Here is a 26655-nt window from a genome sequence, read left to right on the forward strand (position 1 = left end):
GAGCAGGAAGCCGAAGGTGGCTTAGGCGGAGTGGTAAGTCGGCAAGGCAAAGCGGTTTTGGCTTTGCAGCATGGAAATCTGAGGCAACTCACTGGCCTGTTCGGCCAAATCACGACGAATTGCACTGATGACCCAGGACAGCTGGTCGGCGGCATGCAGCTGCGCGTAGGAAATCGAACGCTTGAACTGTTTGCCTTCGCTGTTGCGCAGGGTGAGCAGGATGCCACCGTCTGGACGGGGTTGGGTGGTCACTTCGAAGTTGGAGAACAGGGAGGAAAATTTTTCTTGGATCAGGCTCATGTCTATCAGCTCCGTTAGCTCTTGAAGAGAAAGCGTGGAGTGATAGGTGCAGCGATTGTGCCAGTATTGTTTTTTATAAAGTCCTTTTAAATCAATTAGTTATGATTTAAAGGATATTTCGGTTTCGTGCAAATTGCATGAATGGCCATCGTGCATCGTGCATCCTGCATTTTGCAGGTTGGCGGCGATTGGCCGTGGGCGTGGCTACGGTGTTATGACCGCTGGCCTTGAGAGAAAATTCAATCGTTTATGGATGAGGCTGGAGGGCCTTGGAGATAACCGGTGGGGAGATACAAAAGTTTGCAAAAACTCCGTGTACAGGCCCGCAACGGCTGACGTATTTTCCAGCCAGTGACGCTGTTTCAACGCTGCATCGGCGACCCAGCCGAACAGGTTTGAAAGGTGTCTCTGCGACATGGAATGTGTAGTGGCGTGATCCAGCGATCCTGCCCGACGGATAATAAGAACATAGGACGCCCTCCATGAATGGTCCCACCGCATTATTAATGCCGGTGCTCTCAGCAGCGCTGTGCTTGCCCTGCCTTTATCCCTTTGCGGGTTATCCCCGCAGTCTTCGCTTGCCGGTTGCCGAACCCTGGGTCGCCAACCCCGGTTGAGCCTTGTGCCGGCTGTGTTGCCAACACCCGGCCGGCCTGGCTGGGCACAGACCTTTGCTGTCGAACCGGAGCAACCATGAATAAGCACAAGAGCGACATGATTACCTGGGGCATGATGCTGCGAAAGGTGCCGTCCATTGCCAAGGCGCTGCCTCGGGTGGTGCGAGGCATGAAGGCGGGGAACATCGACAAGCCTGACCAACCCTGCGGACTGGGTTGGAGTTTCGAGCAGGCGACCCTGCGCAATCCCGAGGGGCCGGCCTTGTTGTATGGCGATCGGGTACTCAGTTATTCCCAGGTCAATCAATGGGCCAACCGCATCGCTGCCTACCTGCGGGAACAGGGCATCGGCAAGGGCGATGTGCTGGCGATTTTCATCGAAAATCGTCCTGAGTTGCTGGTCACGGTGCTGGCGGTGGCCAAGCTTGGCGGGATCTGCGCGATGCTCAACACCGCTCAGACCCAAAGCGTGCTGGTGCACAGCCTGGAGTTGGTCAAACCGGTGGGAATCATGGTCGGCGCTGAGTTGCTGGCGGCTTTTTCCGCGGTGCGCGATCAAGTGGATATCGATCCGGCTCGCACCTGGTTCGTGGCCGATCAGGACACCTTCGCCGACCCCGGACCGACTCCGGACGGCCTGGTCAATCTGATGGCCGAGAGCGCCGGTTATCCAGCGGACAATCTGGTACAGGCCCAGCGCATCTTTTTCAACGACCCTTGCTTCTACATCTATACGTCCGGCACCACGGGTCTGCCCAAGGCGGGGATTTTCAAGCATGGGCGCTGGATGCGCACCTCTGCCGGCTTCGGCACCATTGCCCTGGATATGCAGCCCGGCGACGTGGTGTATTGCACCTTGCCGCTGTACCACGCCACCGGGCTGTGCGTCTGCTGGGGCTCGGCCATTACCGGCGCCTCGGGGTTCGCCATTCGCCGCAAGTTCAGCGCCAGTCAGTTCTGGGACGATGCGCGTCGGTTCAAGGCGACGACTGTGGGTTATGTCGGTGAGTTGTGTCGCTACCTGATCGATCAGCCCAGCACTGCCCGGGATACCGAGCATGGGGTGTTGAAGATGATCGGCAATGGCCTGCGTCCGGGAGTCTGGAGCGAGTTCAAGCAACGTTTTGGTGTGGGTCATGTGTGTGAGTTGTATGCGGCCAGCGACGGCAATATCGGTTTCAGCAATATCCTCAACTTCGACAACACCGTGGGTTTTTCCCTGATCCCCTGGGCATTGGTGGAGTACGCCCACGATACCGGGGCGCCGTTGCGCAACAGCCAGGGTTTCATGCAGAAAGTGGCCAAGGGTGGACAGGGCCTGCTACTGGCGAAGATCGACGACAAGGCGCCGCTGGACGGTTACACCGATCCGGAAAAGAACCTCAAGGTGATCCTCAAGGACGTGTTCGAGAAGGGCGACTGCTACTTCAATACCGGTGACCTGCTGCGGGACATCGGGTTTGGCCATGTGCAATTCGTCGATCGGCTGGGAGACACCTATCGCTGGAAGGGCGAGAACGTCTCCACCACCGAGGTGGAGAACATTCTGCTGGGGCACCCGCAAATTGCCGAGGTGGTGGCCTATGGCGTCGAAATCCACAACACCAACGGTCGTGCGGGGATGGTGGCCATTACCCCGGCGGAGTCTCTGGCGACCCTGGATTTCAGTGCCTTGCTGCAATTCGCCAGGCAGCAGCTTCCGGCTTACGCGGTGCCGCTGTTCCTGCGGATCAAGGTGAAAATGGACACTACTGGCACCTTCAAGTACCAGAAGAGTCGACTCAAGGAGCAGGCATTCGACCTCGAACGAACCGGTGACGATCCGGTCTATGCCTGGCTTCCTGGGGCGGACACCTATGTGCAATTGACCCCGCAGATTTTTGCGGAGATCCAGGGCGGGCGTCTGCGTTATTGATTCTGCCTATGGCGGCTCTTGGGAAAAAAGGGATGACAGGCCGCGGCCGGCTTGGGGAAACTAGGGCCTTTCCGATTGACCGAACCTGGAGTTTCCGATGACCGACAAAAGCCGCCAGATGACTGAAGATGAGGCCGCCCAGTTTGTCGAGCAGGTATTCAACGTGGCCCGCCAGGGCGATGCACAGATGCTCGACAAGCTGGCGGGCAGTGGCCTGCCGGTCAACCTGCGCAATCACAAGGGTGACACCTTGCTGATGCTGGCCGCCTATCACGGGCATGTGGATGCAGTGCAAGTGCTGCTCAAGCACAAGGCCGATCCTGAGATCCGCAACGACAATGGCCAGAGCCCGATTGCCGGCGCCGCCTTCAAGGGCGACCTGGCAGTGGTCAAGGCTCTGGTGGAAGGCGGAGCTCAAGTGGAAGGCTCATCGTTTGACGGTCGTACTGCGCTGATGATGGCGGCGATGTTCAACCGCACGGAGATCGTTACCTACCTGATCAGCCAGGGGGCCGATCCCAGGGCTCGGGATACCAATGGTGTCAGTGCCCTGGAGGCGGCCAAGACCATGGGCGCCGTGGACACCACCGCACAACTGGAAAAACTTCTGGCCTGAGGTCGAGGGGAAGGAGGCGAGGGCGCAGGGCCTTCGTCTCGGTGATAGGTCTGGCCGTCCACTTTAGGCTATCCTTCGCGCCCTCGAAATTTCCTTGCCTTCAGGATGCGCCCATGAAAACCGCCCTTATCGAACTCATCAGCAAAATCAGCTCCGGGTGCATGGGCGACGCCGAGATTCAGCAGATCGCCGATGAAGCGGCCCAGGCCTATGCTGATCCCCAGGGGTTCCTGGCGGCCAATCCGGACATCAACTACGACGACAGCTTCCCCATTCCCCTGGGCGAATGGGTGGTGGTGGGCAGCCTGCCGGAGACCGTGCTGTTTCAGGCTGATACCTACGTCGACCTGTTCGCCCAGATCGTTGCCTCTTTCGGCAAGGACGTGACCTTCAATATCAAGCCCAAGCAGTTGGCCAAGATCGAAGCGCTGACAGCCCTGAACCGCATCCAGATCCAGATGGGCAGCATGAATCCGGAAAATGGCGGTTACGTGCTGATGAACTTCAGCCAGTTGCTGGATGACGAGCTGCAGATGGTGCTGGTCTACGGCAATGATGTGCCACGAGTGCTTGAACTCTGTGCCGAGGTCGGCATTGTCGCGGCGCCGGCTCTGGAAGCGCTGAAGATTGCTGTGCACGTCTGAATCCGCATTTGCGGTGGAATAAAGCGGAACCCTGATTCAGCGCGACTATCCTAAAGAGGCATACCTTCATTTGGGAGCGACACCATGGGTTCCACCTTCAATGGCCTGATTGGCCTGATCATTCTGGCCCTGGATATCTGGGCCATCATCAACGTTCTGAAAAGCGGCGCCGAAACCGGGATGAAGATTATCTGGGTGTTGTTGATCATCTTCCTTCCCGTCCTTGGGCTGATCATCTGGGCCATTGCCGGTCCTCGAGGCAACGTCAGGCTCTGAACCAGGACGTGTGACGAACAGACCCGGAGTCATTGCCGGCGAGGGAAAAGAAGGGCCGTCACAGGCGGTGTGAAAACTACTGCGTTTGGCAATACTGCGTTAAAAACAGGCTCGGAAGCTCATTTAGGCCCCCTAAAGTCGAACGCGACCCCGGCCGTTCCTCGCCTGTTTTTGCCTTGTCTTGCCTTCACTCGCGACGTTTCACACAGCCTGGTCAGGCCCTTTTTTGTGTGACTAAACATGCGTTGAACGAAATTTTCACAAAGTCTCTAAGACAATCCGCCGGCGCTTTTTAGCCTGTCATCTCCCCTGCAATCTGTTGATCCAGAGCCATTGGTGGTGGGTTTGGCGGTACTGTCCACTAATCAATGGCAATGCCTCCAGTGATCGTGCACCATTTGCGCACCGCGTATTCCCCCGCCGCTCAGGTGGCAATAAGAGGGCAGAACGCAGCTGTATTCTTGCAACTTAAACTTCCAATGGGTCCTAAAACGACATGGCAAACTCGGATGCCCTGAGTCAGCAGCGATCCTCGAATCGCCTGCTGCAACCGACCGTCAAATCCCATCTGGCCTACACGCTGCTGTGCGCGCTGGTCATGATGGTGATGTTTTCTTTGTTGCGCGTCGCGCTGTTGATCTACAACCGCGAGATGATTCTCGACACCCCGGCTTCGACGTTCCTCGAAGCGTTTGCCAATGGCCTGCGTTTTGACCTGCGGCTGGTGGTCTACCTCAGCGTACCGCTGGTGCTGGCCATGCTCAGTGCCCGGGCTATGGCGGCTCGCGGGTTGCTGCGCTTCTGGCTGACGGTGACCTCCAGTATTGCGCTGTTCCTCGGCCTGATGGAGATGGATTTCTACCGTGAGTTCCACCAGCGTCTCAACGGTCTGGTCTTCCAGTATGTGAAGGAAGACCCGAAAACCGTGATGAGCATGCTCTGGTACGGTTTCCCAGTGGTCCGCTACCTGCTGGCCTGGGCCGTGGGGACCTGGATCCTCAGCCTGGCGTTCAAGGGTGCCGACCGTGCTACTCGGCCTCGTGGGCCGTTCAGCGGTGGCAATGTCGGCACACGCCAGATTGCCCCCTGGTATGCACGTATTGCGGTATTCGTGGTCTGCCTGCTGATCTGTGTAGTGGCTGCCCGTGGCACCCTGCGGCAGGGCCCGCCGATGCGTTGGGGCGATGTCTACACCACCGAATCGAACTTCGCCAACCAGTTGGGCCTTAATGGCACGCTGCAGTTGATGGCGGCGGCCAAGGATCGGATGTCCGAGGATCGCACCAATATCTGGAAGGCGACCTTGCCCCAGCCTCTGGCTCAACAGACAGTGCGCGACATGCTGCTGGTGCCGAGCGACAAACTGGTGGATGGGGATATTGCCGCCGTACGCCGTAACTACACGCCGGATGCGGACAAGACCCTGCCGATCAAGAACGTCGTGGTGATCCTGATGGAAAGCTTCGCCGGGCATTCGGTGGGCGCTCTGGGACGTCCAGGGGAGATCACTCCGTACTTCGACAAGCTGTCGAAGCAAGGCTTGCTGTTCGACCGCTTCTTCTCCAACGGCACTCATACCCACCAGGGCATGTTCGCCACCATGGCTTGCTTCCCCAACCTGCCAGGCTTCGAATACCTGATGCAGACCCCGGAAGGCAGCCACAAGCTGTCTGGACTGCCGCAGCTGCTGAGCGCCCGCAAGTATGACGATGTGTATGTCTACAACGGTGATTTTGCCTGGGACAACCAGTCGGGGTTCTTCAGCAACCAGGGCATGACCAACTTCATTGGTCGTAATGACTTCGTCAATCCGGTGTTCTCCGACCCGACCTGGGGCGTGTCCGACCAGGACATGTTCAACCGTGGTCTGGAAGAGCTGAAGGCTCGTGAAGGCAAAGAGCCGTTCTACGCTCTGCTGCAGACCCTGTCCAACCACACCCCGTATGCGTTGCCGACGCCATTGCCGGTGGACAAGGTGACCGATCGCGGCAGCCTCAATGAGCACTTGACTGCCATGCGCTACTCCGACTGGGCATTGGGCCAGTTCTTCGAGAAGGCGAGCAAGGAACCTTACTTCAAGGAGACGCTGTTCGTCGTGGTCGGCGATCACGGTTTCGGCAATGAGCAGCAGATCACCGAAATGGACCTGGGGCGTTTCAATGTACCGCTGCTGATGATTGCGCCGGGCATCCAGGAAAAATTCGGCCAGCGTGACCACACCGTGGGCACTCAGATCGACATAGTGCCCACCATCATGGGCCGTCTCGGTGGCGATGTGCTGCATCAGTGCTGGGGGCGCGACCTGCTCAATCTGCCGGAAGGCGACAAGGGTTTTGGCGTGATCAAGCCTTCGGGCAGTGATCAGACCGTAGCGTTACTGACTGCTGACCGAGTGCTGGTGCTGCCCAAGGAAATGCCGCCACGTCTGTATAAATACGAACTGGGCGCCACTCCAGGGGGCGAGTTGATTCCCGAGGCCGCGGATGAAGCGCAGCTCAAGCAGAAGCTGGAGTCTTTCCTGCAGACCGCGACCAAGAGCTTGATAGACAATACCGCTGGCGTGGTCAACGGCAAGCCGGATTGATCCGCAGGTCTCCCGCCAATCCTTTCAGAGGGCTGGCGGACTGACTGGGCCCGACTCGCGGCACACTGAACACCCCTCAATGAGGGGTGTTTTTTTTTGCAGCGAAAACAGGCGGTGTTCGCAGACGTGTTCCGTCCAAGGATTTCGCATCGGTTTTGCAAGAGATCATCTGCCCAGTTTTAAGAATTTCCTTATGTTTCCCGGGAAAAATTCCTACGTTAACAGCCGATTTCTTGGTCGAACTTGGGAAGTTTCTCGGGTTTTAGGATTCATCTCATATCGGCTATCCCAACAGACTGTAATGATCCCTCCCGCTTCGGCCCAGACAGATACGGATAACGCTCTAGATCAGGCACGCAGCATCGGTTCTTGAATGGTGCGATCAGCAATGCGCCACGAAGATTGGTAAATGGAGAGAGGAATGAAAAAGCTATTTGTGGCAGCGGGTATGGCTTCGGGTCTTTTGACGGCTGCGGGGACTGCTTGGGCTGATGGAGTCGACGTGAGGTTGGAATTTACGGGGTTTATCAGCACCGAAACCTGCTCCGTCGAAAACACCGCAAGTGGTACCTACGTTCACAAGGTCGATCTGCCCCCTGTCGGTTCAAGCGTACTGGCTGAAAAGGGCACTGTTGCGGGGTTGACCCCCTTCAAGCTCAAGTTCACCGGTTGCTCCGGCAGTACGGTGGGGGTCTGGTTCAAGCCCGACTTGACGAAAGTGGATGCGCTGAGCGGCGCTTTGATCAACACCTACTCTGGCGAGGAAACCGCTTCAAACGTTCAGGTGCAATTGCTGGACAGCCAACAGCGGGCTCTCAACCTGAACACCATCACTCCTGACGATATCCAGAAAGTGAATGTTGATAAGGACAGCAAAGACGCGACGCTGAATTTCTACGCCCAGTACCTGGCCGGTGTTGATAACACCACCGGTGGTCCAGTCGCTGCAAACGTTGTACTGGACATGGTTTTTGAGTGAGGAAAGGTCGTCCCGGGGTTCAGGCCCCGGGGCTCCGCGCAACGAGTGATGATAGCCATGCCCCGCCATTTTTTGTTTCTGCTGTGTTTCTGCTGTGCCCTTGTGTTGCTGCCCCTGAAGGTGCAAGCCAACGTGGTAGTGAGTGGAACGCGGATCATCTATCCGGCTCAGGAGCGTGAAGTCAGTCTTGGACTCAGCAATAAGGGTGAGCAACCTGCACTGGTGCAAGTCTGGATCGACGAAGGCAATCCGGATTCCAAGCCTGATGATGTGGACGTGCCGTTTGTGGTCATGCCGCCAATGGCCCGTATCAACCAGGGAAAGGGGCAAACCCTGCGCATCGCCTACATCCCTCAACCGGGTATCCCACAGGATCGTGAATCGGTGTATTGGCTCAACCTGCTGGATGTTCCGCCACTGGCTTCCGGGCAGGTCAGCAACCACATGCAATTGGCGTTTCGTACTCGTTTGAAGTTGTTTTTTCGTCCCGCACAACTGTCGGGAAGTGCCATGGACGCGGCGGAAAAACTCCGTTGGAGCCTGGTCAAGTCAGGTGCTGAGACCGTACTGAGGGTACGCAATGACTCGGCCTTTCACGTTTCCTTCAACTCGGTGGATGTGAAGCTCAAGAGTGGCCCAAGTCTGAGTGCACAAAGCCGGATGCTGGCACCGAAATCCTCTGCTGACTTCACGCTAGGGCAAACACCGTCTCCTCCTGGGGGCCAGGGCAGTGTGGTTTACGAGTGGATCAACGACTACGGAACTTCGGTTCGTCGCGAAACCCCGCTTGAGCCCTAGTAGCCATTCCGGGCGCTTGGTTCTGCATTGGTCAACTTCCTTCGCGCTACTACGACAGCCGTGATTTCGTCAGCACTGGCGCATGGTGCTTAACGTCTGGAAAGGTGTAATGAGCGCTTTGTCTCCCCCCCCATTCTTATCGCTTAGCCGCCTCCTGCGCACGAGGTGCGGCCGTTTTGCTCTGCGCGCGGAAGTCATTTTTGGAGGTGCGACGCTGTTGTCGGGAATGCTGAGTGCAGTCAGTGAGGCAGAGGAACTGATCCAGTTCAACCCTGCGTTCTTTGATAACAGTCGGGGACAGTCTGTGGACCTGTCGCAGTTTGAGCGCGGCAACCCCCTGACACCGGGCACTTACCGGCTTGACCTTTACCTGAACCAGAACTGGGTGGGGCGTCAGGAGATCCTGTTCAGGACCTCCACTGACGGTTTGAAGGTACAGCCCTGTCTGCCGCCAGGCGTACTGGAACAGTTGGGGATGGACTTTGCCAGGCTGCCCGTGGAGCAAGCGGCGCGTGCCCTCTCCTCTGAATGTCTGGGTCCTGATGATCTGCCGGCCCATAGCCGTTTCGATGTGGATATGTCGGAGTTGCGGGTCGATCTGTCCATTTCCCAGCTGTACTTGAGCCAGACCAAGCGTGGTTATGTATCACCCAAGGACTGGGACTCAGGGGTCAATGCCGCTTTTCTCGGTTACAGCAGCAATTTGAACGACAACCGTTCCAGTGGGCAGACCAGTCGCCAGTTCTATAGCAGCCTCAATGGAGGAGTCAATCTGGGGGATTGGCGCTTGCGGCACAACGGTTCCTACACCTACAACGATTCATCCGCCAGCGGCCGGCGCAGTCATTACAGCGCGCTGAGCAGCTATGTACAGCGGGACATGACGGCACTCCAGGCGCAGTTGACCCTGGGGGAGTTCTACACCCCTGGCAACTTCTTCGACAGCATGCCCTACACCGGATTGCAGTTGAGCAGTGATGAGCGAATGCTGCCCGACTCCATGCGCGGTTTTGCCCCTGTGGTGCGGGGCGTTGCAGATACTACGGCCAAGGTCAGTGTGCGTCAGGGTGAAAGCCTGCTCTACGAAACCACGGTGCCCCCTGGCCCATTTGCGATCGACGACCTGTACAACTCCGGTTATGCCGGTGACCTCAACGTCACCATTACCGAGGCCGATGGGCGGACCAAGAACTTTATCGTGCCTTACGCGTCAGTGGCGCAGTTGCTGCGCCCCGACAGTTCGCGTTTCAGCCTGAGTGCCGGGCGCTATCGCGATCAGCGTCTCGACACGCCTCCCACTTTCCTTCAAGGCAGCTATCAGCGCGGTCTGTCCAACCTGCTGACAGGTTATGGCGGCGGGATTGTTGCACAGGATTATCGAGCCTTGTTGGGAGGGGCAGCCTTGAGCACTGCGTTGGGGGCGGTCGCGGCTGATGTGACCTATTCCCAGGCTTCGGGCCTGAACGATTCGCGGCCTGACGGTCAGGCTCAGATGAGCGGGCAAAGCCTGCGATTGACTTACAACAAGCTCATTGAAACGACTGCAACCAACTTCAGCGTGGCGGCCTACCGGTTTTCCAGCGAGGGCTATCTGAACTTCGGTGAGTTTGCCCGCCTGCGTAGCACCGAGACACCTAGCAACCTGTTCAAGCAACGTAGCCGGGTGCAATTGAACCTCAACCAACCCCTGGGCGAGCGTCTGGGTTACCTCGCATTTTCCGGTATGGCACAGAACTACTGGAACCGCGATCAGGGCAGCAATATCAGCTATCAAGTGGAGTATTCCAACGGTTTCAACTGGGGTAGTTTCAACCTCAGCGCCAGTCGTACCCGTAATGGCAGCGGGCGCATGGATAATCAATACCTGTTGAGCTTCCGCGTGCCGCTGGGGCGTACTCGGTACTCGCCTTACCTGAGTTCGTCGATCAGCTACGACGGTAATCGCAACTACAGCATCAACAACTCGCTGAGTGGCACTGCCGGTAATCAGGGCGAGCTTGGCTATAACCTCTATGACTCCCGTGAGAGCTACGGGGGGCAGAGCAGCAACAGCTACGGCGGCAACCTGCGTTATGACACGGCCTATGCCAGCTATAACCTCGGGGCCAGCCGGGGGGAAAACTATCGTCAGGCCAACCTCGGCATGCAGGGTACTTTGGTTGCACACCCGGGAGGGGTCAACGCAACAGCAGGACAGGGCGAAACCATCGCAGTGCTCCGAGCCGCAGGGGCTGAAGGGGCGCAGGTACTGAACAACTCAACGACTCGAATCGCTGATAACGGATACGCGGTGGTTACTGGCCTGACGCCCTATCGTCGCAACGAGATGGTGCTTGACCCCAAGGGGACTTCCCAGGACGTGGAGTTGGAGATGACTTCGCAACAGATCGCGCCGCGGGCAGGGGCAGTGGTCATGCTGAGTTATCCGACAGTGGTGGGACGTCCTCTATTGCTCAAATTGGTGCGACCCAATGGCCAAAGCATCCCGCTAGGAGCCCAGGTGCTCGATAGCCAGGGTAACTCCTTGACCCTTGTTGGTCAGGGGGGCAGGGCATTTGTTCGAGGAGTGGGGACTCAGGGGGAGTTTCTGGTCAAGTGGGGGGAGAGCAGAGATCAGCAGTGTCTTGCACCTTTTTTCGTCGGCGAAGAAGAGTCGCTACAAGAGGCGTTCTATCAGCAGCTGGAGTTGTCCTGTAGCTCATCGCTTGAAGAACAAAAAGTGGGAGGTATTCGATGAGGGGCATTTGTTTCAGAATCCCTGGCGCGGTTTTGCTGAGCCTGGGCACGGCGATATTTTCCGGGAACAGTTGGGCGGGTTGCAGTGGAACGCCGTTGTCTACTCGCATCACCAGTCAGGAGCTGGGCGGGCTAAAAGTTCCCCGTGATGCGCCCATAGGTAGCGTGATTTACACCCGAGAAATCGATCAGGGTAAAGCCAGTATCTCCTGCACAGCGTCGTGGGGTGAGAAATTGTGGCTGGATCACGGTTTTGTTGGCGGTGCGACCTTGTCCAGCTATGGGCAAAACGTTTATCTGAGCGGTATACCCGGGATTGGCATGCGCATTTACTGGTACCACGAGGGTGGGGCCTATATGAGTCACCCTAGGTTCACGCGTCAGATTCAAGCGTATAACTATCAGCCGCCACAAAAATTCAGGTTTGAACTGGTCAAGGTAGGCCCCATCAGTTCGGGTAGCTCCAGTAACCAAATTGTTCGAATTTATTATCACAACCAGTTGAGCAACGAGCTCATCTTCAGCAACGTGGCATTTGTCGCTCAGAACAGCGGCTGTGAAGCCCAGGCTGTACCCCCCATCGAGCTGCCCACGGTATTACAGAGAGAGTTCAAGCAGCAGGGACTCACTGTAGGTTCCAAGGACTTTTCGATTGACCTGCTCTGTGATCGGGGCATCAGGGTGGCTTACCGAGTTGATGGTCCGACTAATAAAGACAACGTTCTGCTCAACGCTCAGGGAGACGGTATGGCTCGAGGTGTGGGCATTCAGCTATTCCAAGGTCATGGCGGCAGTACCATGGTGCAGGCTCTGGGTTCTCGTACCGACTTGGCCATTGCTTCCGGTACTCAGGATCAGCAGCCGCTCTCTATCCCTTTGAATGCTCGTTATATTCAGACCGCTCCGACGGTGGAAGGCGGAAAAGTGTGGAGCAATGCGACGGTGTCTTTCTTTTATGAATGACCTGTCGAAGCAACTGCGCAGAATCCATGTTTCTGGTGTAACCAAGGTGCTCATATGACAAAGAGACAATGTATGGGCAGGTTGAGAGGAACGGTGGTTTTTCCTATTGCTCTCCTATGTGCCTGTTCCCTATGGCAAGGAGCCGCGTGGGCGGCAATCTGCAGCGGAGTAACTCAGAGCACTCATTACACCGCCTTGGAGCGCTCGATACCCCGTGATGCGCCCATAGGTACCATCATTTTCAAGGATGAGATCAACAAGGGGGCTACCACCATTTCTTGCGGAGATATCGGGCCTTTCTGGATGCATATGGAGTTGATAGGCTCAGGTGCGGAACTCGACAACCATGTATTTGAAAGCGGTATTCCTGGTGTGGGCGTCCGAGTGTTCTGGCACAGCCCTCCGGAGATTCATCAGCCGGGAGGGACCTATATCGGTAGAAAAAAAACTGTGCAGCTCAGTAATGGGCTTTGGTTCAATGCGAAGTTTGAGGTTCCACACCGATTCACCTTTGAACTGGTAAAGACTGGGCCCATTGCTTCGGGGACCACAAAAAACCTGAGAATGGAGATCTGGTACGCCGACTTCAAAACCAACCTGGTCGATCTCAGCCAATTCACCCTCACGCAAAAAAACTCTGGCTGCCGTCCCATCAGGCCATTTGACAGTGTCCCTATGCCCACAGCCAATCTGAAAGATTTCACCCACATTGGCAGTAGCACGGGGGCCAAGGCCTTCTTGATTGAGCTCGACTGCGACAAGGGGGTCAAGATTGCCTATCGCATTGATGGTATGCACAGACAGTCCGACATTTTGCTTAATGACACTGGCAAAGAGATGGCAACGGGGGTGGGAATCCAGTTGTTCAAAGGCGACACCGGCAGCAGCGTTTTGCAACCGCTGTGGGTGCGTACCGACTTCACCACGGTGCCCACCAGCCAGGATAAGGAACGACTCGCCATTCCTCTGACCGCTCGTTATGTGCAGACGGAGTCTTCGGTAACGGGGGGACACGTCAGGACCACTGCCACCGTTACCCTGATTTATGAATAGGCCGTCAAGCACGATCAGTGGTCACTGAGGGGCCACTGCTAAAGGCTCGTGCCCGGTTTCAGATCCTGCCCAGTAGCAGCAATACCAAGAGCACCACCAGCACGACACCGATAATCCCCGAAGGGCCATAACCCCAACTTCTGGAGTGCGGAAATACTGGCAGGCCGCCAATCAGCAGCAGAATCAGAATGATGATCAGTATGGTGCCCATGGCGGTTTCCTTATTTGAATAGAGTTGAACAACGCAGTCGTTCAAGGACAACTTGGCCTTATTGATAAAGCCAGGCGCTTACTAAGTCCGACTCTGTGTCTATCGAGATAATTCCAAGTTTTTTTAATGCTTTCCGCTTTCAGGATTATTTCCTTTACGCCTGACACGCGTTGCACTCTGCGGGCGCCTAGTGTTCACCAAGTCATCGGTTTGCCTGGGGCATTCAGCACCCTGATGGTGCGTGGGTGGCGCAGGGGCCTTCGCTACACTGCGGCCCATCTTCCCCGGAACAACAAGGCAACTTTTATGCAAAATCGCATGATGATTACTGGCGCCGGCTCCGGCCTGGGTCGCGAAATCGCTTTGCGCTGGGCCCGCGATGGCTGGCGGCTGGCCTTGTCCGATGTCAGCGAGGCGGGCCTGCAGGAAACCCTGAAGCAGGTACGCGCCGCCGGTGGCGACGGTTTCGTGCAGCGTTGTGATGTGCGTGACTACAGCCAGCTGACGGCCTTTGCCCAGGCCTGTGAGGTCAAGTTCGGCGGCATCGACATCATCGTCAACAACGCTGGCGTGGCGTCCGGCGGGTTCTTCAGCGAGCTGTCCCTGGAGGATTGGGACTGGCAGATCGCGATCAACCTGATGGGCGTGGTCAAGGGCTGCAAGGCCTTTCTGCCGCTGCTGGAACAGAGCAAGGGCAAGATCATCAACATCGCCTCCATGGCCGCCTTGATGCAGGGCCCGGCCATGAGCAACTACAACGTGGCCAAGGCCGGAGTGGTGGCGCTGTCCGAGAGCCTGCTGGTCGAGCTGGCGCAGCAGGAAATCGGCGTGCACGTGGTCTGCCCGTCATTCTTTCAGACCAACCTGCTGGACTCCTTCCGTGGTCCGACCCCGGCGATGAAGGCCCAGGTGGGCAAATTGCTGGAAAGCTCGCCGATTACCGCCGCCCAGATTGCCGATTACATCCACACCCAGGTCAACGCCGGCCAGTTCATGATCCTGCCCCACGAGCAGGGGCGCATGGCCTGGGCCTTGAAGCAGAAAAACCCTCAGGCGCTGTACGACGAAATGACCCTGATGGCGGACAAGATGCGCGCCAAGGCCAAACAAGGCGCCAACTAAGCTTGCCCCACCACCACGGCCTCGTTAGGGTTGCCGGCACCTGGCAATCCTGACGAGACCTTGCATGCTCAATTACCTGTGGTTCTTCCTTGCCGCGCTGTTTGAAATCGCCGGCTGCTATGCCTTCTGGATGTGGCTGCGCCAGGGCAAGAGCGCCTTGTGGGTGATTCCCGCCCTGATCAGCCTGACCCTGTTCGCCCTGTTGCTGACCAAAGTCGAAGCCACTTATGCCGGGCGCACCTACGCCGCCTACGGTGGCATCTATATTGTTGCTTCTATTGGCTGGCTGGCGGTGGTGGAGCGGGTGCGGCCCCTGGGCTCGGACTGGCTGGGGCTGGCACTGTGTGTGATCGGGGCCAGTGTGATTCTGTTCGGCCCGCGCTTTTCCAACGGTTAAGCATCCCGGCCCAAGGGCTTGGGCCGGTCCAGGCATCAGTCGAACAGCTCCTTGGGCACGTCGTGCTTGAGCATCAACTGGCACTGTTCGCTGTCCGGATCGAAAACGATCACCGCCTGGCCCTTGCTCAGGGCCTGACGAACCCGCAGCACGCGTGTTTCCAGAGGCGTCTCATCGCCGTTGTCGGTGCCCTCGCGGGTGACGAAGTCTTCGATCAGACGGGTCAGGGTGTCGACTTCAAGTTGGTCGTGGGGAATCAGCATGGGGGCCTCCGAAAAACAATCCCGGATGCTACTGCGCCCGGGGGCGTGCCGCCAGTTGTAGCGCGCACAAACCCCGGGTCGCGGTTCAGGACTTGTTGCCCACCAGGCTGTCCACCGAGGGCACCCGAGTGTCGCTTTCCATCTGTGTGTCGTGTTCCAGCTGATGACTGAAGCGGTCCAGGGAGCCCTGGGCCGGCTGTGCATCGCTGGCGAACACCGGTGGGCTGAGGATATAGGCACTGAGCAAGCGGCTGAGCGCCGCCAGGCTGTCGATATGGGTGCGCTCGTAGCCGTGGGTGGCGTCGCAACCGAAGGCCAGCAGGGCGGTACGGATGTCATGGCCGGCGGTGACCGCCGAATGGGCGTCGCTGAAGTAGTAGCGGAACAGGTCGCGGCGCACCGGCAACTCGTGCTCGGCGGCCAGACGCAGCAGGTGCCGGGACAGGTGATAGTCGTAAGGGCCGCCGGAGTCCTGCATCGCCACGCTCACCGCGTGCTCGCTGGAGTGCTGGCCCGGTGCGACCGGAGCAATGTCGATGCCGACGAATTCACTGACATCCCAGGGCAGGGCCGCCGCCGCACCGCTGCCGGTTTCCTCGGTGATGGTGAACAGCGGGTGGCAGTCGATCATCAGGGTTTCACCGCTGTCGACAATGGCCTTGAGCGCCGCCAGCAAGGCGGCGACGCCGGCCTTGTCATCCAGGTGCCGGGCGCTGATGTGGCCGCTTTCGGTGAACTCCGGCAACGGGTCGAAGGCGACAAAGTCGCCCACGCCTATGCCTAAGGATTCGCAGTCGGCGCGGGTGGTGCAGTAGGCGTCCAGGCGCAGTTCGATGTGGTCCCAACTGATGGGCAACTCGTCCACCGCGGTGTTGAAGGCGTGGCCGGAGGCCATCAGCGGCAGCACGCTGCCGCGCAGCACGCCGTTGTCGGTGAACAGGCTGACCCGGCTGCCTTCGGCAAAGCGGCTGGACCAGCAGCCCACCGGGGCCAGGGTCAGGCGGCCGTTGTCCTTCACTGCACGGACGCTGGCGCCGATGGTGTCCAGGTGCGCCGAGACGGCCCGGTCAGGGCTGTTCTTCTGGCCCTTGAGGGTGGCGCGGATGGTGCCGCGCCGGGTCAGTTCGAAGGGGATGCCCAGTTCTTCCAGGCGTTCGGCGACGTAGCGCACGATGGTGTCGGTAAAGCCGGTGGGGCTGGGAATGGCGAGCATTTCCAGGAGGACTTTCTGCAGGTAGGCGAGGTCCGGTTGGGGAATCGGGCGGGTCATGGAAACTCCTGATGAAAAAAGGCCATCGATGGTTTCGATGAGGGCATGGATGGAGGGCCTGGGGCGCCTTCGCTGGCGAGCCAGCTCCTACGAATGAGGGCAGGAGCCGGCTGGCCGGCGAAGGATCAAGGCGCCGGCTGGCTGTGGGGAAACAGCAGATCGATAAAACGCTCGGCAGTGGGCTGCGGTTCGTGGTTGGCCAACCCTGCGCGCTCGTTGGCTTCGATGAACACGTAGTCCGGCTGGTCTGCTGCCGGCACCAGCAGGTCCAGGCCGACCACCGGAATGTCCAGAGCCCGGGCCGCGCGGATGGCGGCGTCGGCCAGGGTCGGATGGAGAATGCCGGTGACGTCTTCCAGGGTGCCGCCGGTGTGCAGGTTGGCGGTGCGCCGGACGAACAGCCGCTCGCCGGCCGGCAGCACGCTGTTGTAGTCGTAACCGGCGGCATGCAGGGTGCGCTGGGTTTCCGCGTCCAGGGGGATCTTGCTTTCGCCGCCGGTGGCCGCCTGGCGTCGGCGGCTGCGGGCCTCGATCAAGGCGCCAATGGAATGCCGACCGTCGCCGATGATCTCGGCGGGACGGCGGATGGCCGCGGCCACCACTTCAAAGCCGATCACCAGGATGCGCAGGTCCAGCCCTTCGTGAAAGCTTTCCAGCAACACTCGGCTGTCAAAGCGGCGGGCATGGTCGATGGCGCGCTGCACCTCTTCAATCGTGCTCAGGTCCACGGCCACGCCTTGTCCCTGTTCTCCGTCCAACGGCTTGACCACCACCCGCTGGTGCTCGTCGAGAAACTCCAGGTTGTCGTCGGCGTTGCCCGCCAATTGCTGGGCGGGCAGTTTCAGACCGGCGCCCTTGAGCACCTTGTGAGTCAGGCTCTTGTCCTGGCACAGGCTCATGCTGATGGCGCTGGTTAGGTCGCTCAGGGATTCCCGGCAACGCACCCGGCGCCCGCCGTGGCTGAGGGTGAACAGCCCGGCGTCGGCGTCGTCCACTTGCACATCGATGCCACGGCGATGGGCCTCCTCGACGATGATCCGCGCATAAGGATTGAAGTCCGCCTGGGGGCCGGGGCCGAGGAACAGCGGCTGGTTGATGCCGTTCTTGCGCTTGATGGCGAAGGTCGACAGGGTTCGAAAGCCCAGCTTGGCGTAGAGGTTCTTGGCCTGGCGGTTGTCGTGCAGCACCGACAGGTCGAGGTAGCTCAGGCCGCGGCTCATGAAGTGTTCGATCAGGTGCCGCACCAGCACTTCGCCCACACCCGGGCGGCTGCAATCGGGGTCCACCGCCAGGCACCAGAGGCTGCTGCCGTGTTCCGGGTCCTGGTAGGCCTTGTGGTGGTTCAGGCCCATGACGCTACCGATCACCGCGCCGCTGTCTTCGTCCTCGGCCAGCCAGTACACCGGACCGCCCTGATGGCGCGGAGTCAGCAGCTTCGGATCGATGGGCAGCATGGCCCGGGCCTGATACAGCTGATTGATGGCCTGCCAGTCGGATTCGCTCTGGGCCCGACGGATACGGAAGCCGCGAAACACCCGGGTGGCCTGGCGATAGTCGCTGAACCACAGACGCAGGGTGTCGGAAGGGTCAAGGAACAGTTGCGCCGGTTCCAGCCCGAGCACCTGTTGCGGCGCCGCCACATACAGAGCGATGTCGCGCTCGCCGGGACGCTCGTTGAGCAACTCCTCGGCGAGGCGGGTGGGGTTGGGAAAGGTATGGCCGATCAGCAGTCGGCCCCAGCCGCAATGCACGGCGATGGGTTCATTGCCGGGTTCGCTGCCGTCTTCGGCAAAGCGCGCTTGCAGACGTTCATAGGACGGCGCCTGGCCGCGCAGCAGACGTTGGCTGTAAGCCGTGGCGTGAGCTTTCATCGATCAGATTCCTTGTTCGCTGAGCCACAGGTTCAAGGCCGCCAGTTGCCACAGCTTGGAGCCGCGCAGGGGCGTCAGTTGGCCCTGGGGATCGGTCAGCAGGCGATCGAGCATGGCCGGGTTGAACAGGCCGCGATCCTGGCTCGGGTCCAGCAGCAGTTCACGCACCCAGTCCAGGGTGTCGCCCTGCAGGTGCTTGAGGCCCGGCACCGGGAAGTAGCCTTTCTTGCGGTCGATCACCTCGCTGGGGATCACCCGCCGCGCCGCTTCCTTGAGCACCTGCTTGCCGCCGTCCGGCAGCTTGAAACGCGCCGGCACCCGGGCCGACAGCTCCACCAGGCGGTAGTCGAGGAACGGCGTCCGTGCCTCCAGGCCCCAGGCCATGGTCATGTTGTCCACCCGTTTGACCGGGTCATCCACCAGCATCACTGTGCTGTCCAGGCGCAGGGCCTTATCCACAGGCGCATCGGCGCCGGGCTGGGCGAAATGCTCGCGGACGAAGTCACCGGCGGCGTCGTGTGCGGTCAGCCATTGCGGTTGCACAGTGGCCGCGTAGTCGTCGTAGCTGCGGTCGAAGAAGGCCGCGCGGTAGGCGGCATACGGGTCGCTGGCGCCGTCCACTTGTGGGTACCAGTGGTAGCCGGCGAACAGTTCGTCGGCGCCCTGGCCGCTTTGCACCACCTTGCAGTGCTTGGCCACTTCCCGGGACAGCAGATAGAACGCGATGCAGTCGTGGCTGACCATTGGCTCGCTCATGGCACGGAAGGCCGCGGGCAGTTGCTTGATGATTTCGTGCTCGTCGATGCGCAGTTGGTGATGCCGGGTGCCGTAGTGCCGGGCGATCAGATCCGAGTACTGGAACTCGTCGCCCCGTTCGCCGCCGGCATCCTCGAAACCGATAGAGAAGGTCGACAGGTTGTCCACCCCGACTTCTCGCAGCAGGCCTACCAGCAGGCTGGAGTCGACACCGCCAGAGAGCAGCACGCCCACATCGACCGCCGCCCGTTGGCGGATGGCCACTGCCTTGCGGGTGCTATCGAGCACCCGGTCAGTCCAGTCTTCCAGCGTCAGCCGGGCTTCGTCGGCACGGGGGCCGTAGGGCAGGGACCACCAGATCTGCTGTTCGCTGCGGCCGTCCGCCTCGATGCGCATCCAGGTGGCCGGCGGCAGTTTTTCAATGCCCGCCAGCAAGGTGCGTGGCGCCGGGACCACAGCGTGGAAGTTCAGGTAGTGATTGAGCGCCACCGGGTCGAGGATCGGATTGATATCGCCGCCCTTGAGCAAGGCCGGCAGTGCCGAGGCGAAGCGCAGCCGCTGGCCGCTGCGCGACAGGTACAAAGGCTTGACCCCGAGGCGGTCGCGGGCGATGAACAGGCGCTGGGCATCACGCTCCCAGATAGCGAAGGCGAACATGCCGTTGAGCTTGGGCAGCAGGTCGGCGCCCCAGGCGTGATAGCCCTTGAGTAGCACTTCGGTGTCGCCGCCGGAATGGAAGGCATAGCCCAGGGCTTCCAGTTCGGCGCGCAATTCGGGGAAGTTGTAGATGGCGCCGTTGAAGGCCAGGGACAGCCCCAGCTGGTTGTCGATCATGGGCTGCGCCGAGCCATCCGACAGGTCCATGATTTTCAGCCGCCGATGGCCGAGGGCGATTGGGCCCTGGCTGTGAAAGCCCCAGGCGTCGGGGCCACGAGGGGCCAGGTGATGAGTGATTCGTTCAACCGCTGCCAGGTCGGCAGGTTGATGATCAAAGCGTAATTCGCCAGCTAATCCGCACATAAGTCCTTACCGGTTTTTCCGTTGGGGAGAGTCAATCCGCAGTCGCCAAAACGGCGGCTACCTGGAAACTGACCTGTGCATAACTCGGGAGTTTTAGACCGATCGGTTATAAGCCGATGGGTGTTGCTGGGGGGCGGGAGTTGATGCTGAGCGCTGTCCAATGGCCATCGGCGGCCTTCAGGAATGAAGACCGCCGCGCTGGGTCAGGCCTTGCCGCGAATCAGGCGGCGCAGGGCGAAGCGGTTTGGATGGCAGGCTTCGGCCACGCTCCTGGGCAGTGGCAGCGGCTCGTTTTCCAGCCAGGCGGCCAGCAGTTCGCCGGACAACGGTGCGGTAATCAAGCCGCGAGAACCATGACCGCTGTTGATGTACAGACCGTCGAGCCAGGGGCAGGGCAGGTCCGGCACCTGACGTGCGTCCTTGCCCAGGGCGGCGTAGGTGTCGGCGAACGCTTCCGGGTCCGCCAGGGGACCGACGATGGGCAGGTAGTCCGGGCTGGTACAACGGAAGGCCGCGCGGCCTTGCAGGCTGTCCAGGGGCAACTGTTCGGCGTTCAGGCGTTGCAGCAGGTCGCTGGAAATTTCCCGCAGCATCGCAAGGTTGCCGGCGTGTTCGGCCGTGGTCGGCGTCAGGTCCTGGCTCTTGAAGTCGAAGCTGGCGCCCAGGGTGTGCTCGCCCAGTCGCGGCGGAGCGACGTAGCCCTCGGCGCAGACCACGGTGGCCAGGCTCTGGCTGTGCGCGGTCTGTGGCAGGCGGGTGATCTGCCCGCGGATGCGCTTGAGGGGCAATTCGGCGCTGGCCGGGAAGCGTTTGATTTCGGCGGCACCGGCAAGGATCACCACCGCCGCACTGGCCAGCATCCGTTCGCCGTCCCAGGCTTGCCATTGCTGGTCGACCCGGCGTAACTCCAGCACGTCCTGATGAGTCAGGACCCGGATCTGCGGATGCTTGGCCTGCCACTGGCACAGGGCGGGCGGATGCACCCAGCCACCTTCGGGATAGAACAGGCCGCCGTGGTCCAGGCCGATGCCGGCCAGGGCCTGGGCGTGTGGTTGATCCAGAACATGCAGCAAGTCGGTGGGGAAGGCGGTCGCCAACTGCGCCTGGCGCTCGGCTTCCTTGGGATTGAACGCCAGTTGCAGCACCCCGCAAGCGTCCCAGTCCTGGCCGCGTTGCAGGTGTTCCAGTTGGCGTCGGGTGTAGCCGAAGCCACTGAGGATCATTTGCGACAGTGCCGTGCCGTGGGCTGAAAGCTTGAGGTAAAGCACCCCTTGCGGATTGCCCGAGGCTTCCTGGGCCAGTTGGTCGTGGCGCTCCAGTAGTTGCACCTGCCAGCCGCGTGCGGCGAGGCTCGCGGCACTGGCGCAACCGGCCAGTCCGCCGCCGATCACCAGGGCGGTCCTGGTCTGGGGCGCCGGGCGCGCGAACCAGGGCTTGGCCCGGGCTGGCTGTGGGGTGTCCTCGGGCCACCCGAGGAACTCGCCCCGCAGCACTTCCCACTTGTGGCCGATGCCCGGGGTGCGCTTCATCTTGAAGCCAGCGCCATTCAACAGGCGCCGTACCCAGCCGGTGCTGGTGAAGGTGCTGAGGGTGGAGCCCGGTGCGGCCAGGCGCGCCAGTTCTGCGAACAGTTCCGGGGTCCACATGTCGGGGTTCTTTGCCGGGGCGAAGCCGTCGAGAAACCAGGCATCGATCTGGGCGTCCAGTTGCGGCAGTTGCTCCAGGGCATCGCCGATCAGCAGGGTCAGGGTGACCCGGCCGCCCTCCAGGGCGATGCGCTGGAAGCCCTGGTGCACGGCGATGTAGTGCCTGAGCAGTTGCTGTGCCAGGTTCGCCAGTTCCGGCCACAGGGCCAGGGCCCGTTGCAGATCGGCAGGGTTCAAGGGGTACTTTTCGACGCTGACAAAATGCAGCCGGGCAGTGGCCGGCGCCTGCTCCTGGAACAACTGCCAGGCGCAGAGAAAATTCAGCCCGGTGCCGAAGCCGGTTTCACCGATGACAAATCTCTCGCCCGCCTTCAGCGCGGCAAAGCGCTCCCGCAGGCGGTTCTGTTCGATGAACACATGACGGGTTTCATCCAGGCCCGATTCGCTGGAGAAGTACACATCATCGAAGACCCGCGAGCGCGGGCGTCCTTGGTCGTCCCAGTCGAGCTGGGCGTGGGGCAGTTCTGGTGTCATGTTCGGCTCGTTCGGCGCAAGGCGGCCATTCTAGCCGATCACCGGCCCCGTGCCTGATCCACGGCAAGCCTTGGCGGGTTCAGGGATTTGTTTTCCTTGGCGCAGGTCCATCCGCTAGTCTTGGACAATTCTTGGAAGGAAGCCGCCCATGTTCGAATCCGCTGAAATCGGTCACGCCATCGACAAAGAAACCTACGACGCCGAGGTGCCGGCCCTGCGTGAGGCCTTGCTCGAAGCACAGTTCGAGCTACGCCAGAAGGCCAAGTTTCCAGTGATAGTGCTGATCAACGGCGTCGAGGGCGCGGGCAAGGGCGAGACGGTCAAGTTGCTCAACGAATGGATGGACCCGCGTCTGATCGAAGTGCGCACCTTCGACCAGCAAACCGATGAGGAACTGGCCCGGCCTCCGGCCTGGCGCTACTGGCGGATGCTTCCGGCCAAGGGGCGCATGGGGGTGTTTTTCGGCAACTGGTACAGCCAGATGCTCCAGGGCCGGGTACATGGCGAGATCAAGGACCCGCGCCTGGACCAGGCAATCAATGGCGCCGAACGCCTGGAAAAGATGCTCTGCGATGAAGGCGCGCTGATCTTCAAGTTCTGGTTTCACCTGTCCAAGAAACAGATGAAGGATCGCCTCAAGTCCCTGCAGGATGACCCGCTGCACAGCTGGCGCATCAGCCCGCTGGATTGGCAGCAGTCGGAAACCTACGACAAGTTCGTCAAGTACGGCGAGCGGGTCTTGCGCCGCACCAGTCGAGATTACGCGCCCTGGCATGTGATCGAGGGCGTCGACCCCCATTACCGCAGTCTCACCGTGGGACGGATTCTGTTGGAAGGGCTGCAGAATGCCTTGAACCGTCAGCCGTTGAGACCGGCCCAGGTCAATGCTGCACCGCTGCCGTCGGCAGTGGATCAGCTCAGTCTGCTGGACAGCCTGGACATGACCCAGCACCTGGACAAGGACGACTACGAGGAACAGTTGATTACCGAACAGGCGCGTCTGGCCGGTTTGCTGCGGGACAAGCGCATGCGCAAGCATGCCCTGGTGGCCGTGTTTGAAGGCAACGACGCGGCCGGCAAGGGCGGCGCCATTCGCCGCGTCGCGGCGGCGCTCGACCCGCGCCAGTACAGCATCGTGCCGATTGCCGCGCCCACTGAAGATGAACGTGCGCAGCCCTACCTCTGGCGTTTCTGGCGGCATATTCCGGCGCGCGGCAAGTTCACCATCTTCGACCGTTCCTGGTACGGCCGGGTGCTGGTGGAGCGGGTCGAGGGCTTCTGTCAGCCCGCTGACTGGCTGCGGGCCTACAGCGAGATCAACGATTTCGAGGAGCAATTGGCCGATGCCCGGGTGATCGTGGTGAAGTTCTGGCTGGCCATCGACAAGGACACACAATTGGAGCGCTTCCAGGCACGGGAGGCGATTCCCTTCAAGCGCTTCAAGATCACCGAGGACGATTGGCGCAACCGCGACAAGTGGGGTGACTATCGCGCCGCCGTCGGCGACATGGTGGACCGTACCAGCACCGAAGTGGCGCCCTGGACGCTGGTGGAGGCCAACGACAAGCGCTGGGCTCGGGTCAAGGTTCTGCGCACCATCAACCGGGCCCTGGAGGCGGCCTTCGAGCGTTCCGACAAGCACGATAAAAAACAGAAGAAGGACAAGAAGTAGGCCGATGGTCGCGCATACGCCCAGTGAATGATTGTCGCGGTGGGCGAGGAGGGGGATCTATGCTCGATGCTCTTTCCTGCCCCCAACAACAATGAGGTGCGTCATGCGTGAAGTGGTGATCGTCGACAGCGTACGGACTGGCCTGGCCAAGTCCTTTCGGGGCAAGTTCAACCAGACCCGTCCGGATGACATGGCCGCCCACTGCGTCAATGCGCTGCTCGCCCGCAACGGCATCGACCCGGCCAGTGTCGAGGACTGCATCGTCGGCGCCGGCTCCAATGAAGGGGCCCAGGGGTTCAACATCGGTCGCAACGTTGCCGTGCTCTCCGCGCTGGGCACCGGCACGGCGGGCATGACCCTCAACCGTTTCTGCTCCTCGGGCCTGCAGGCGATCGCCATCGCCGCCAACCAGATCGCCTCCGGCTGCAGCGACATCATCGTCGCCGGCGGTGTCGAATCCATCAGCCTGACCATGAGGAGCGTCAACACCGACAACCTGATCAACCCGTTGCTCAAGGAGCAGGTGCCGGGCATCTACTTCCCCATGGGCCAGACCGCCGAAGTGGTGGCCCGGCGCTACAACGTCAGCCGCGAGGCCCAGGACCTCTACTCCCTGCAAAGTCAGCAACGTACCGCCCAGGCCCAGGCTGATGGCCTGTTCAGTGACGAGATCGTACCGATGACGGTCAAGTACAAGGTCGAGGACAAGAACACCGGGCAGGTGCAGATGGTTGACGGCCTGGTGGATCGTGACGACTGCAACCGCCCCGACACCACTCTGGAGAACCTCGCAGCGCTGAAGCCGGTGTTTGCCGAGGATGGTTCGGTGACCGCGGGCAACTCTTCGCAGCTGTCCGATGGTGCCTCGATGACCCTGGTGATGAGCCTGGAACGGGCCCTGGCCCTGGGACTCAAGCCCAAGGCGTTTTTCCGCGGCTTTACCGTGGCCGGCTGCGAGCCGGACGAAATGGGGATCGGCCCGGTGTTCTCGGTGCCCAAGCTGCTCAAGGCCAAGGGCCTGACAGTGGATGACATCGACCTGTGGGAACTCAACGAGGCCTTCGCGTCCCAGTGCCTGTATGCCCGGGATCGGCTGGAGATCGATAACGCCAAGTACAACGTCAATGGCGGCTCGATTGCCATTGGCCACCCGTTTGGCATGACCGGTTCCCGTCAGGTGGGGCATCTGGTGCGTGAGTTGCAGCGGCGCAACCTGCGGTACGGCATCGTCACCATGTGTGTGGGGGGCGGGATGGGGGCTACGGGGCTGTTCGAAGCCGTGCGCTAGGTTTCGGGCTTCGCCGGCAAGCCGGCTCCTACGGGGGACGGCTTGTGCTTTTTACGACCTGCACAATCGCGTTTGCGCTTTGCTGCCAACTGTCTCTGTGTCGGCTCCTGGCCCGGGCCTAGAATGTGAACCTTGCTCGTCAGGCTTTGTGGGGTTCGCATGCATGTCTCGTCCGGTCGTTGGGTTTATGGCTTGTTCCTCGCCTTATTGACCGCGTTGTTGTGGGGCATCCTGCCCATCAAGCTCAAGCAAGTGCTGCTGGTGATGGACCCGGTGACCGTGACCTGGTTTCGCCTGCTGGTGTCCGGCGGCTGTCTGTTTTTCTATCTGGCGGCGGTGGGGCGTTTGCCGCGCTGGCGCGCGCTCGGTCCCAAGGGTGTGTGGCTGGTGCCGATTTCGGTCTGCGGTCTGGTGGGCAACTATGTGTTGTACCTGATGGGCCTGAACCTGCTGAGCCCGGGCACTGCGCAACTGGTGGTGCAGATGGGCCCGATCCTGTTGCTGATCGCCAGTGTCTTTGTGTTCAAGGAACGCTTCAGCCTGGGGCAAGGCCTGGGACTGCTGGTGCTCTTGCTCGGTTTCGGGCTGTTTTTCAATCAGCGACTGACCGAGCTGTTGACCTCCCTGAGTGACTACACCGCTGGCGTTCTCACCATTCTCGCGGCTTCGGCGGTCTGGACTTTTTATGCCCTGGGCCAGAAGCAGTTGTTGAGCGTGTGGAATTCATTGCAGGTGATGATGGTGATCTACCTGTTCTGCGCGCTGTTGCTCACCCCGTGGGTGCATCCGTTGGAGGCCTTGGAGCTGAGTCCGTTGCAGGGCTGGCTGTTGCTGGCCTGTTGCCTGAATACCCTGATCGCCTATGGCGCCTTTGCCGAAGCCCTGGCCCATTGGGAGGCGTCGCGGGTCAGTGCGACTCTGGCCATTACGCCTTTGGTGACTTTTGCCGCGGTGGCCTGGGCGGCCTGGGTCTGGCCGGAGTATGTGCACGCCGAGGAGATCAATGGCCTGGGTTATGGCGGGGCGCTGCTGGTGGTACTGGGTTCGGCGCTGACGGCGTTGGGGCCGTCGTTGATGGCAGGGTTGCGCGCCCGGCGGCAGCGGATCGCTGCGGGGTGAGCTTC

22 protein-coding genes are annotated in these 26655 nt (G+C 60.4%); 15 read left to right on the forward strand and 7 right to left on the reverse strand.

Annotation, left to right across the window (positions count from 1 at the left end; all coding sequences use genetic code 11):
- Window positions 1-21: 21 nt before the first annotated feature.
- On the reverse strand, window positions 22-300 hold the full coding sequence (locus FW796_RS08950; protein ID WP_019093389.1) for a DUF3509 domain-containing protein: 279 nt from the start codon (window positions 298-300) through the stop codon (window positions 22-24).
- 693 nt (window positions 301-993) lie between these two features.
- Between FW796_RS08950 and FW796_RS08955 the strand changes: the two genes are divergently transcribed.
- From FW796_RS08955 to FW796_RS09000, 10 genes are all read left to right on the forward strand, one after another.
- A complete protein-coding gene (locus FW796_RS08955; protein ID WP_346632227.1) occupies window positions 994-2832 on the forward strand; it encodes a long-chain-acyl-CoA synthetase in 1839 nt (612 codons plus the stop codon).
- Between the two features lie 97 nt (window positions 2833-2929).
- Window positions 2930-3448: an ankyrin repeat domain-containing protein gene (locus FW796_RS08960; protein WP_446439256.1), complete on the forward strand. Its 519-nt coding sequence runs from the start codon at window positions 2930-2932 to the stop codon at window positions 3446-3448.
- Between the two features lie 113 nt (window positions 3449-3561).
- Window positions 3562-4092, forward strand: a complete 531-nt coding sequence (locus FW796_RS08965; protein WP_346632226.1) for a hypothetical protein — start codon at window positions 3562-3564, stop codon at window positions 4090-4092.
- Window positions 4093-4176: 84 nt separating this feature from the next.
- Window positions 4177-4368: a PLDc N-terminal domain-containing protein gene (locus tag FW796_RS08970; RefSeq protein WP_404937470.1), complete on the forward strand. Its 192-nt coding sequence runs from the start codon at window positions 4177-4179 to the stop codon at window positions 4366-4368.
- 496 nt (window positions 4369-4864) lie between these two features.
- The gene (locus tag FW796_RS08975) at window positions 4865-6952 is read left to right on the forward strand and encodes an LTA synthase family protein (protein WP_346632224.1); all 2088 of its coding nucleotides are present in this window, start codon (window positions 4865-4867) and stop codon (window positions 6950-6952) included.
- 421 nt (window positions 6953-7373) lie between these two features.
- Window positions 7374-7931 carry a fimbrial protein gene (locus FW796_RS08980; protein WP_346632223.1) on the forward strand — a complete coding sequence of 186 codons (558 nt, stop codon included), beginning with the start codon at window positions 7374-7376 and terminating at the stop codon, window positions 7929-7931.
- A gap of 57 nt (window positions 7932-7988) precedes the next feature.
- Window positions 7989-8729: a fimbrial biogenesis chaperone gene (locus tag FW796_RS08985; protein ID WP_446439257.1), complete on the forward strand. Its 741-nt coding sequence runs from the start codon at window positions 7989-7991 to the stop codon at window positions 8727-8729.
- 226 nt (window positions 8730-8955) lie between these two features.
- Window positions 8956-11466, forward strand: coding sequence for a fimbria/pilus outer membrane usher protein (locus FW796_RS08990; protein WP_446439310.1), 2511 nt, complete (start codon window positions 8956-8958; stop codon window positions 11464-11466).
- A gap of 95 nt (window positions 11467-11561) precedes the next feature.
- On the forward strand, window positions 11562-12428 hold the full coding sequence (locus FW796_RS08995) for a fimbrial protein (RefSeq protein WP_346632220.1): 867 nt from the start codon (window positions 11562-11564) through the stop codon (window positions 12426-12428).
- Between the two features lie 72 nt (window positions 12429-12500).
- Window positions 12501-13481, forward strand: coding sequence for a fimbrial protein (locus tag FW796_RS09000; protein WP_346632219.1), 981 nt, complete (start codon window positions 12501-12503; stop codon window positions 13479-13481).
- A gap of 58 nt (window positions 13482-13539) precedes the next feature.
- Here the strand turns inward: FW796_RS09000 and FW796_RS09005 are convergent, their stop codons facing one another.
- Complete coding sequence (locus FW796_RS09005; RefSeq protein ID WP_003226960.1) at window positions 13540-13692, reverse strand: DUF3309 family protein; 153 nt, start codon at window positions 13690-13692, stop codon at window positions 13540-13542.
- Window positions 13693-13998: 306 nt separating this feature from the next.
- Here FW796_RS09005 and FW796_RS09010 point away from each other — a divergent pair, with 306 nt between their 5' ends.
- Window positions 13999-14814 (forward strand): SDR family oxidoreductase, encoded by an 816-nt coding sequence (locus tag FW796_RS09010; protein WP_346632218.1) that lies wholly within the window; start codon window positions 13999-14001, stop codon window positions 14812-14814.
- 64 nt (window positions 14815-14878) lie between these two features.
- Complete coding sequence (locus FW796_RS09015; protein WP_446439258.1) at window positions 14879-15211, forward strand: YnfA family protein; 333 nt, start codon at window positions 14879-14881, stop codon at window positions 15209-15211.
- A 35-nt stretch (window positions 15212-15246) separates the two neighbouring features.
- On the opposite strand, the gene FW796_RS09020 is transcribed toward FW796_RS09015, so the two are convergent.
- The 5 genes from FW796_RS09020 to mnmC all read right to left on the reverse strand — a co-directional run bounded on the left by FW796_RS09020 (window position 15247) and on the right by mnmC (window position 22571).
- Complete coding sequence (locus tag FW796_RS09020; protein WP_025127101.1) at window positions 15247-15474, reverse strand: YheU family protein; 228 nt, start codon at window positions 15472-15474, stop codon at window positions 15247-15249.
- 85 nt (window positions 15475-15559) lie between these two features.
- Window positions 15560-16744: an osmoprotectant NAGGN system M42 family peptidase gene (locus FW796_RS09025; RefSeq protein WP_446439259.1), complete on the reverse strand. Its 1185-nt coding sequence runs from the start codon at window positions 16742-16744 to the stop codon at window positions 15560-15562.
- A gap of 125 nt (window positions 16745-16869) precedes the next feature.
- On the reverse strand, window positions 16870-18615 hold the full coding sequence (ngg, locus tag FW796_RS09030) for an N-acetylglutaminylglutamine synthetase (RefSeq protein WP_446439260.1): 1746 nt from the start codon (window positions 18613-18615) through the stop codon (window positions 16870-16872).
- A 3-nt stretch (window positions 18616-18618) separates the two neighbouring features.
- Window positions 18619-20391 (reverse strand): N-acetylglutaminylglutamine amidotransferase, encoded by a 1773-nt coding sequence (locus FW796_RS09035; protein WP_446439261.1) that lies wholly within the window; start codon window positions 20389-20391, stop codon window positions 18619-18621.
- A 203-nt stretch (window positions 20392-20594) separates the two neighbouring features.
- On the reverse strand, window positions 20595-22571 hold the full coding sequence (mnmC, locus tag FW796_RS09040) for a bifunctional tRNA (5-methylaminomethyl-2-thiouridine)(34)-methyltransferase MnmD/FAD-dependent 5-carboxymethylaminomethyl-2-thiouridine(34) oxidoreductase MnmC (RefSeq protein ID WP_446439262.1): 1977 nt from the start codon (window positions 22569-22571) through the stop codon (window positions 20595-20597).
- A 148-nt stretch (window positions 22572-22719) separates the two neighbouring features.
- Between mnmC and pap the strand changes: the two genes are divergently transcribed.
- The 3 genes from pap (at window position 22720) to FW796_RS09055 (ending at window position 26650) form a co-directional block, all read left to right on the forward strand.
- Complete coding sequence (pap, locus tag FW796_RS09045; protein ID WP_346632213.1) at window positions 22720-24243, forward strand: polyphosphate:AMP phosphotransferase; 1524 nt, start codon at window positions 22720-22722, stop codon at window positions 24241-24243.
- A 103-nt stretch (window positions 24244-24346) separates the two neighbouring features.
- Window positions 24347-25531, forward strand: coding sequence for a thiolase family protein (locus tag FW796_RS09050; protein WP_446439263.1), 1185 nt, complete (start codon window positions 24347-24349; stop codon window positions 25529-25531).
- A gap of 159 nt (window positions 25532-25690) precedes the next feature.
- Window positions 25691-26650 (forward strand): DMT family transporter, encoded by a 960-nt coding sequence (locus FW796_RS09055; protein ID WP_346632211.1) that lies wholly within the window; start codon window positions 25691-25693, stop codon window positions 26648-26650.
- The last annotated feature ends 5 nt before the right edge of the window (window positions 26651-26655 follow it).

It is taken from the genome of Pseudomonas sp. 910_21 (assembly GCF_052850735.1).

Excerpts from the sequence above, each read along its gene's own strand:
- FW796_RS09010 (WP_346632218.1), top strand. The coding sequence starts at position 13,999 with ATGCAAAATCGCATGATGATTACTGGCGCCGGCTCCGGCCTGGGTCGC.
- FW796_RS08980 (WP_346632223.1), top strand. The coding sequence starts at position 7,374 with ATGAAAAAGCTATTTGTGGCAGCGGGTATGGCTTCGGGTCTTTTGACG.
- FW796_RS09050 (WP_446439263.1), top strand. The coding sequence starts at position 24,347 with ATGCGTGAAGTGGTGATCGTCGACAGCGTACGGACTGGCCTGGCCAAG.
- FW796_RS09035 (WP_446439261.1), bottom strand. The coding sequence starts at position 20,391 with ATGTGCGGATTAGCTGGCGAATTACGCTTTGATCATCAACCTGCCGAC.
- FW796_RS09020 (WP_025127101.1), bottom strand. The coding sequence starts at position 15,474 with ATGCTGATTCCCCACGACCAACTTGAAGTCGACACCCTGACCCGTCTG.
- FW796_RS08955 (WP_346632227.1), top strand. The coding sequence starts at position 994 with ATGAATAAGCACAAGAGCGACATGATTACCTGGGGCATGATGCTGCGA.
- FW796_RS08990 (WP_446439310.1), top strand. The coding sequence starts at position 8,956 with ATGCTGAGTGCAGTCAGTGAGGCAGAGGAACTGATCCAGTTCAACCCT.
- FW796_RS09025 (WP_446439259.1), bottom strand. The coding sequence starts at position 16,744 with ATGACCCGCCCGATTCCCCAACCGGACCTCGCCTACCTGCAGAAAGTC.
- FW796_RS09055 (WP_346632211.1), top strand. The coding sequence starts at position 25,691 with ATGCATGTCTCGTCCGGTCGTTGGGTTTATGGCTTGTTCCTCGCCTTA.
- FW796_RS08975 (WP_346632224.1), top strand. The coding sequence starts at position 4,865 with ATGGCAAACTCGGATGCCCTGAGTCAGCAGCGATCCTCGAATCGCCTG.
- FW796_RS09000 (WP_346632219.1), top strand. The coding sequence starts at position 12,501 with ATGGGCAGGTTGAGAGGAACGGTGGTTTTTCCTATTGCTCTCCTATGT.
- FW796_RS08970 (WP_404937470.1), top strand. The coding sequence starts at position 4,177 with ATGGGTTCCACCTTCAATGGCCTGATTGGCCTGATCATTCTGGCCCTG.
- FW796_RS08950 (WP_019093389.1), bottom strand. The coding sequence starts at position 300 with ATGAGCCTGATCCAAGAAAAATTTTCCTCCCTGTTCTCCAACTTCGAA.
- FW796_RS09005 (WP_003226960.1), bottom strand. The coding sequence starts at position 13,692 with ATGGGCACCATACTGATCATCATTCTGATTCTGCTGCTGATTGGCGGC.
- FW796_RS08960 (WP_446439256.1), top strand. The coding sequence starts at position 2,930 with ATGACCGACAAAAGCCGCCAGATGACTGAAGATGAGGCCGCCCAGTTT.
- FW796_RS08965 (WP_346632226.1), top strand. The coding sequence starts at position 3,562 with ATGAAAACCGCCCTTATCGAACTCATCAGCAAAATCAGCTCCGGGTGC.
- pap (WP_346632213.1), top strand. The coding sequence starts at position 22,720 with ATGTTCGAATCCGCTGAAATCGGTCACGCCATCGACAAAGAAACCTAC.
- FW796_RS08985 (WP_446439257.1), top strand. The coding sequence starts at position 7,989 with ATGCCCCGCCATTTTTTGTTTCTGCTGTGTTTCTGCTGTGCCCTTGTG.
- mnmC (WP_446439262.1), bottom strand. The coding sequence starts at position 22,571 with ATGACACCAGAACTGCCCCACGCCCAGCTCGACTGGGACGACCAAGGA.
- ngg (WP_446439260.1), bottom strand. The coding sequence starts at position 18,615 with ATGAAAGCTCACGCCACGGCTTACAGCCAACGTCTGCTGCGCGGCCAG.
- FW796_RS09015 (WP_446439258.1), top strand. The coding sequence starts at position 14,879 with ATGCTCAATTACCTGTGGTTCTTCCTTGCCGCGCTGTTTGAAATCGCC.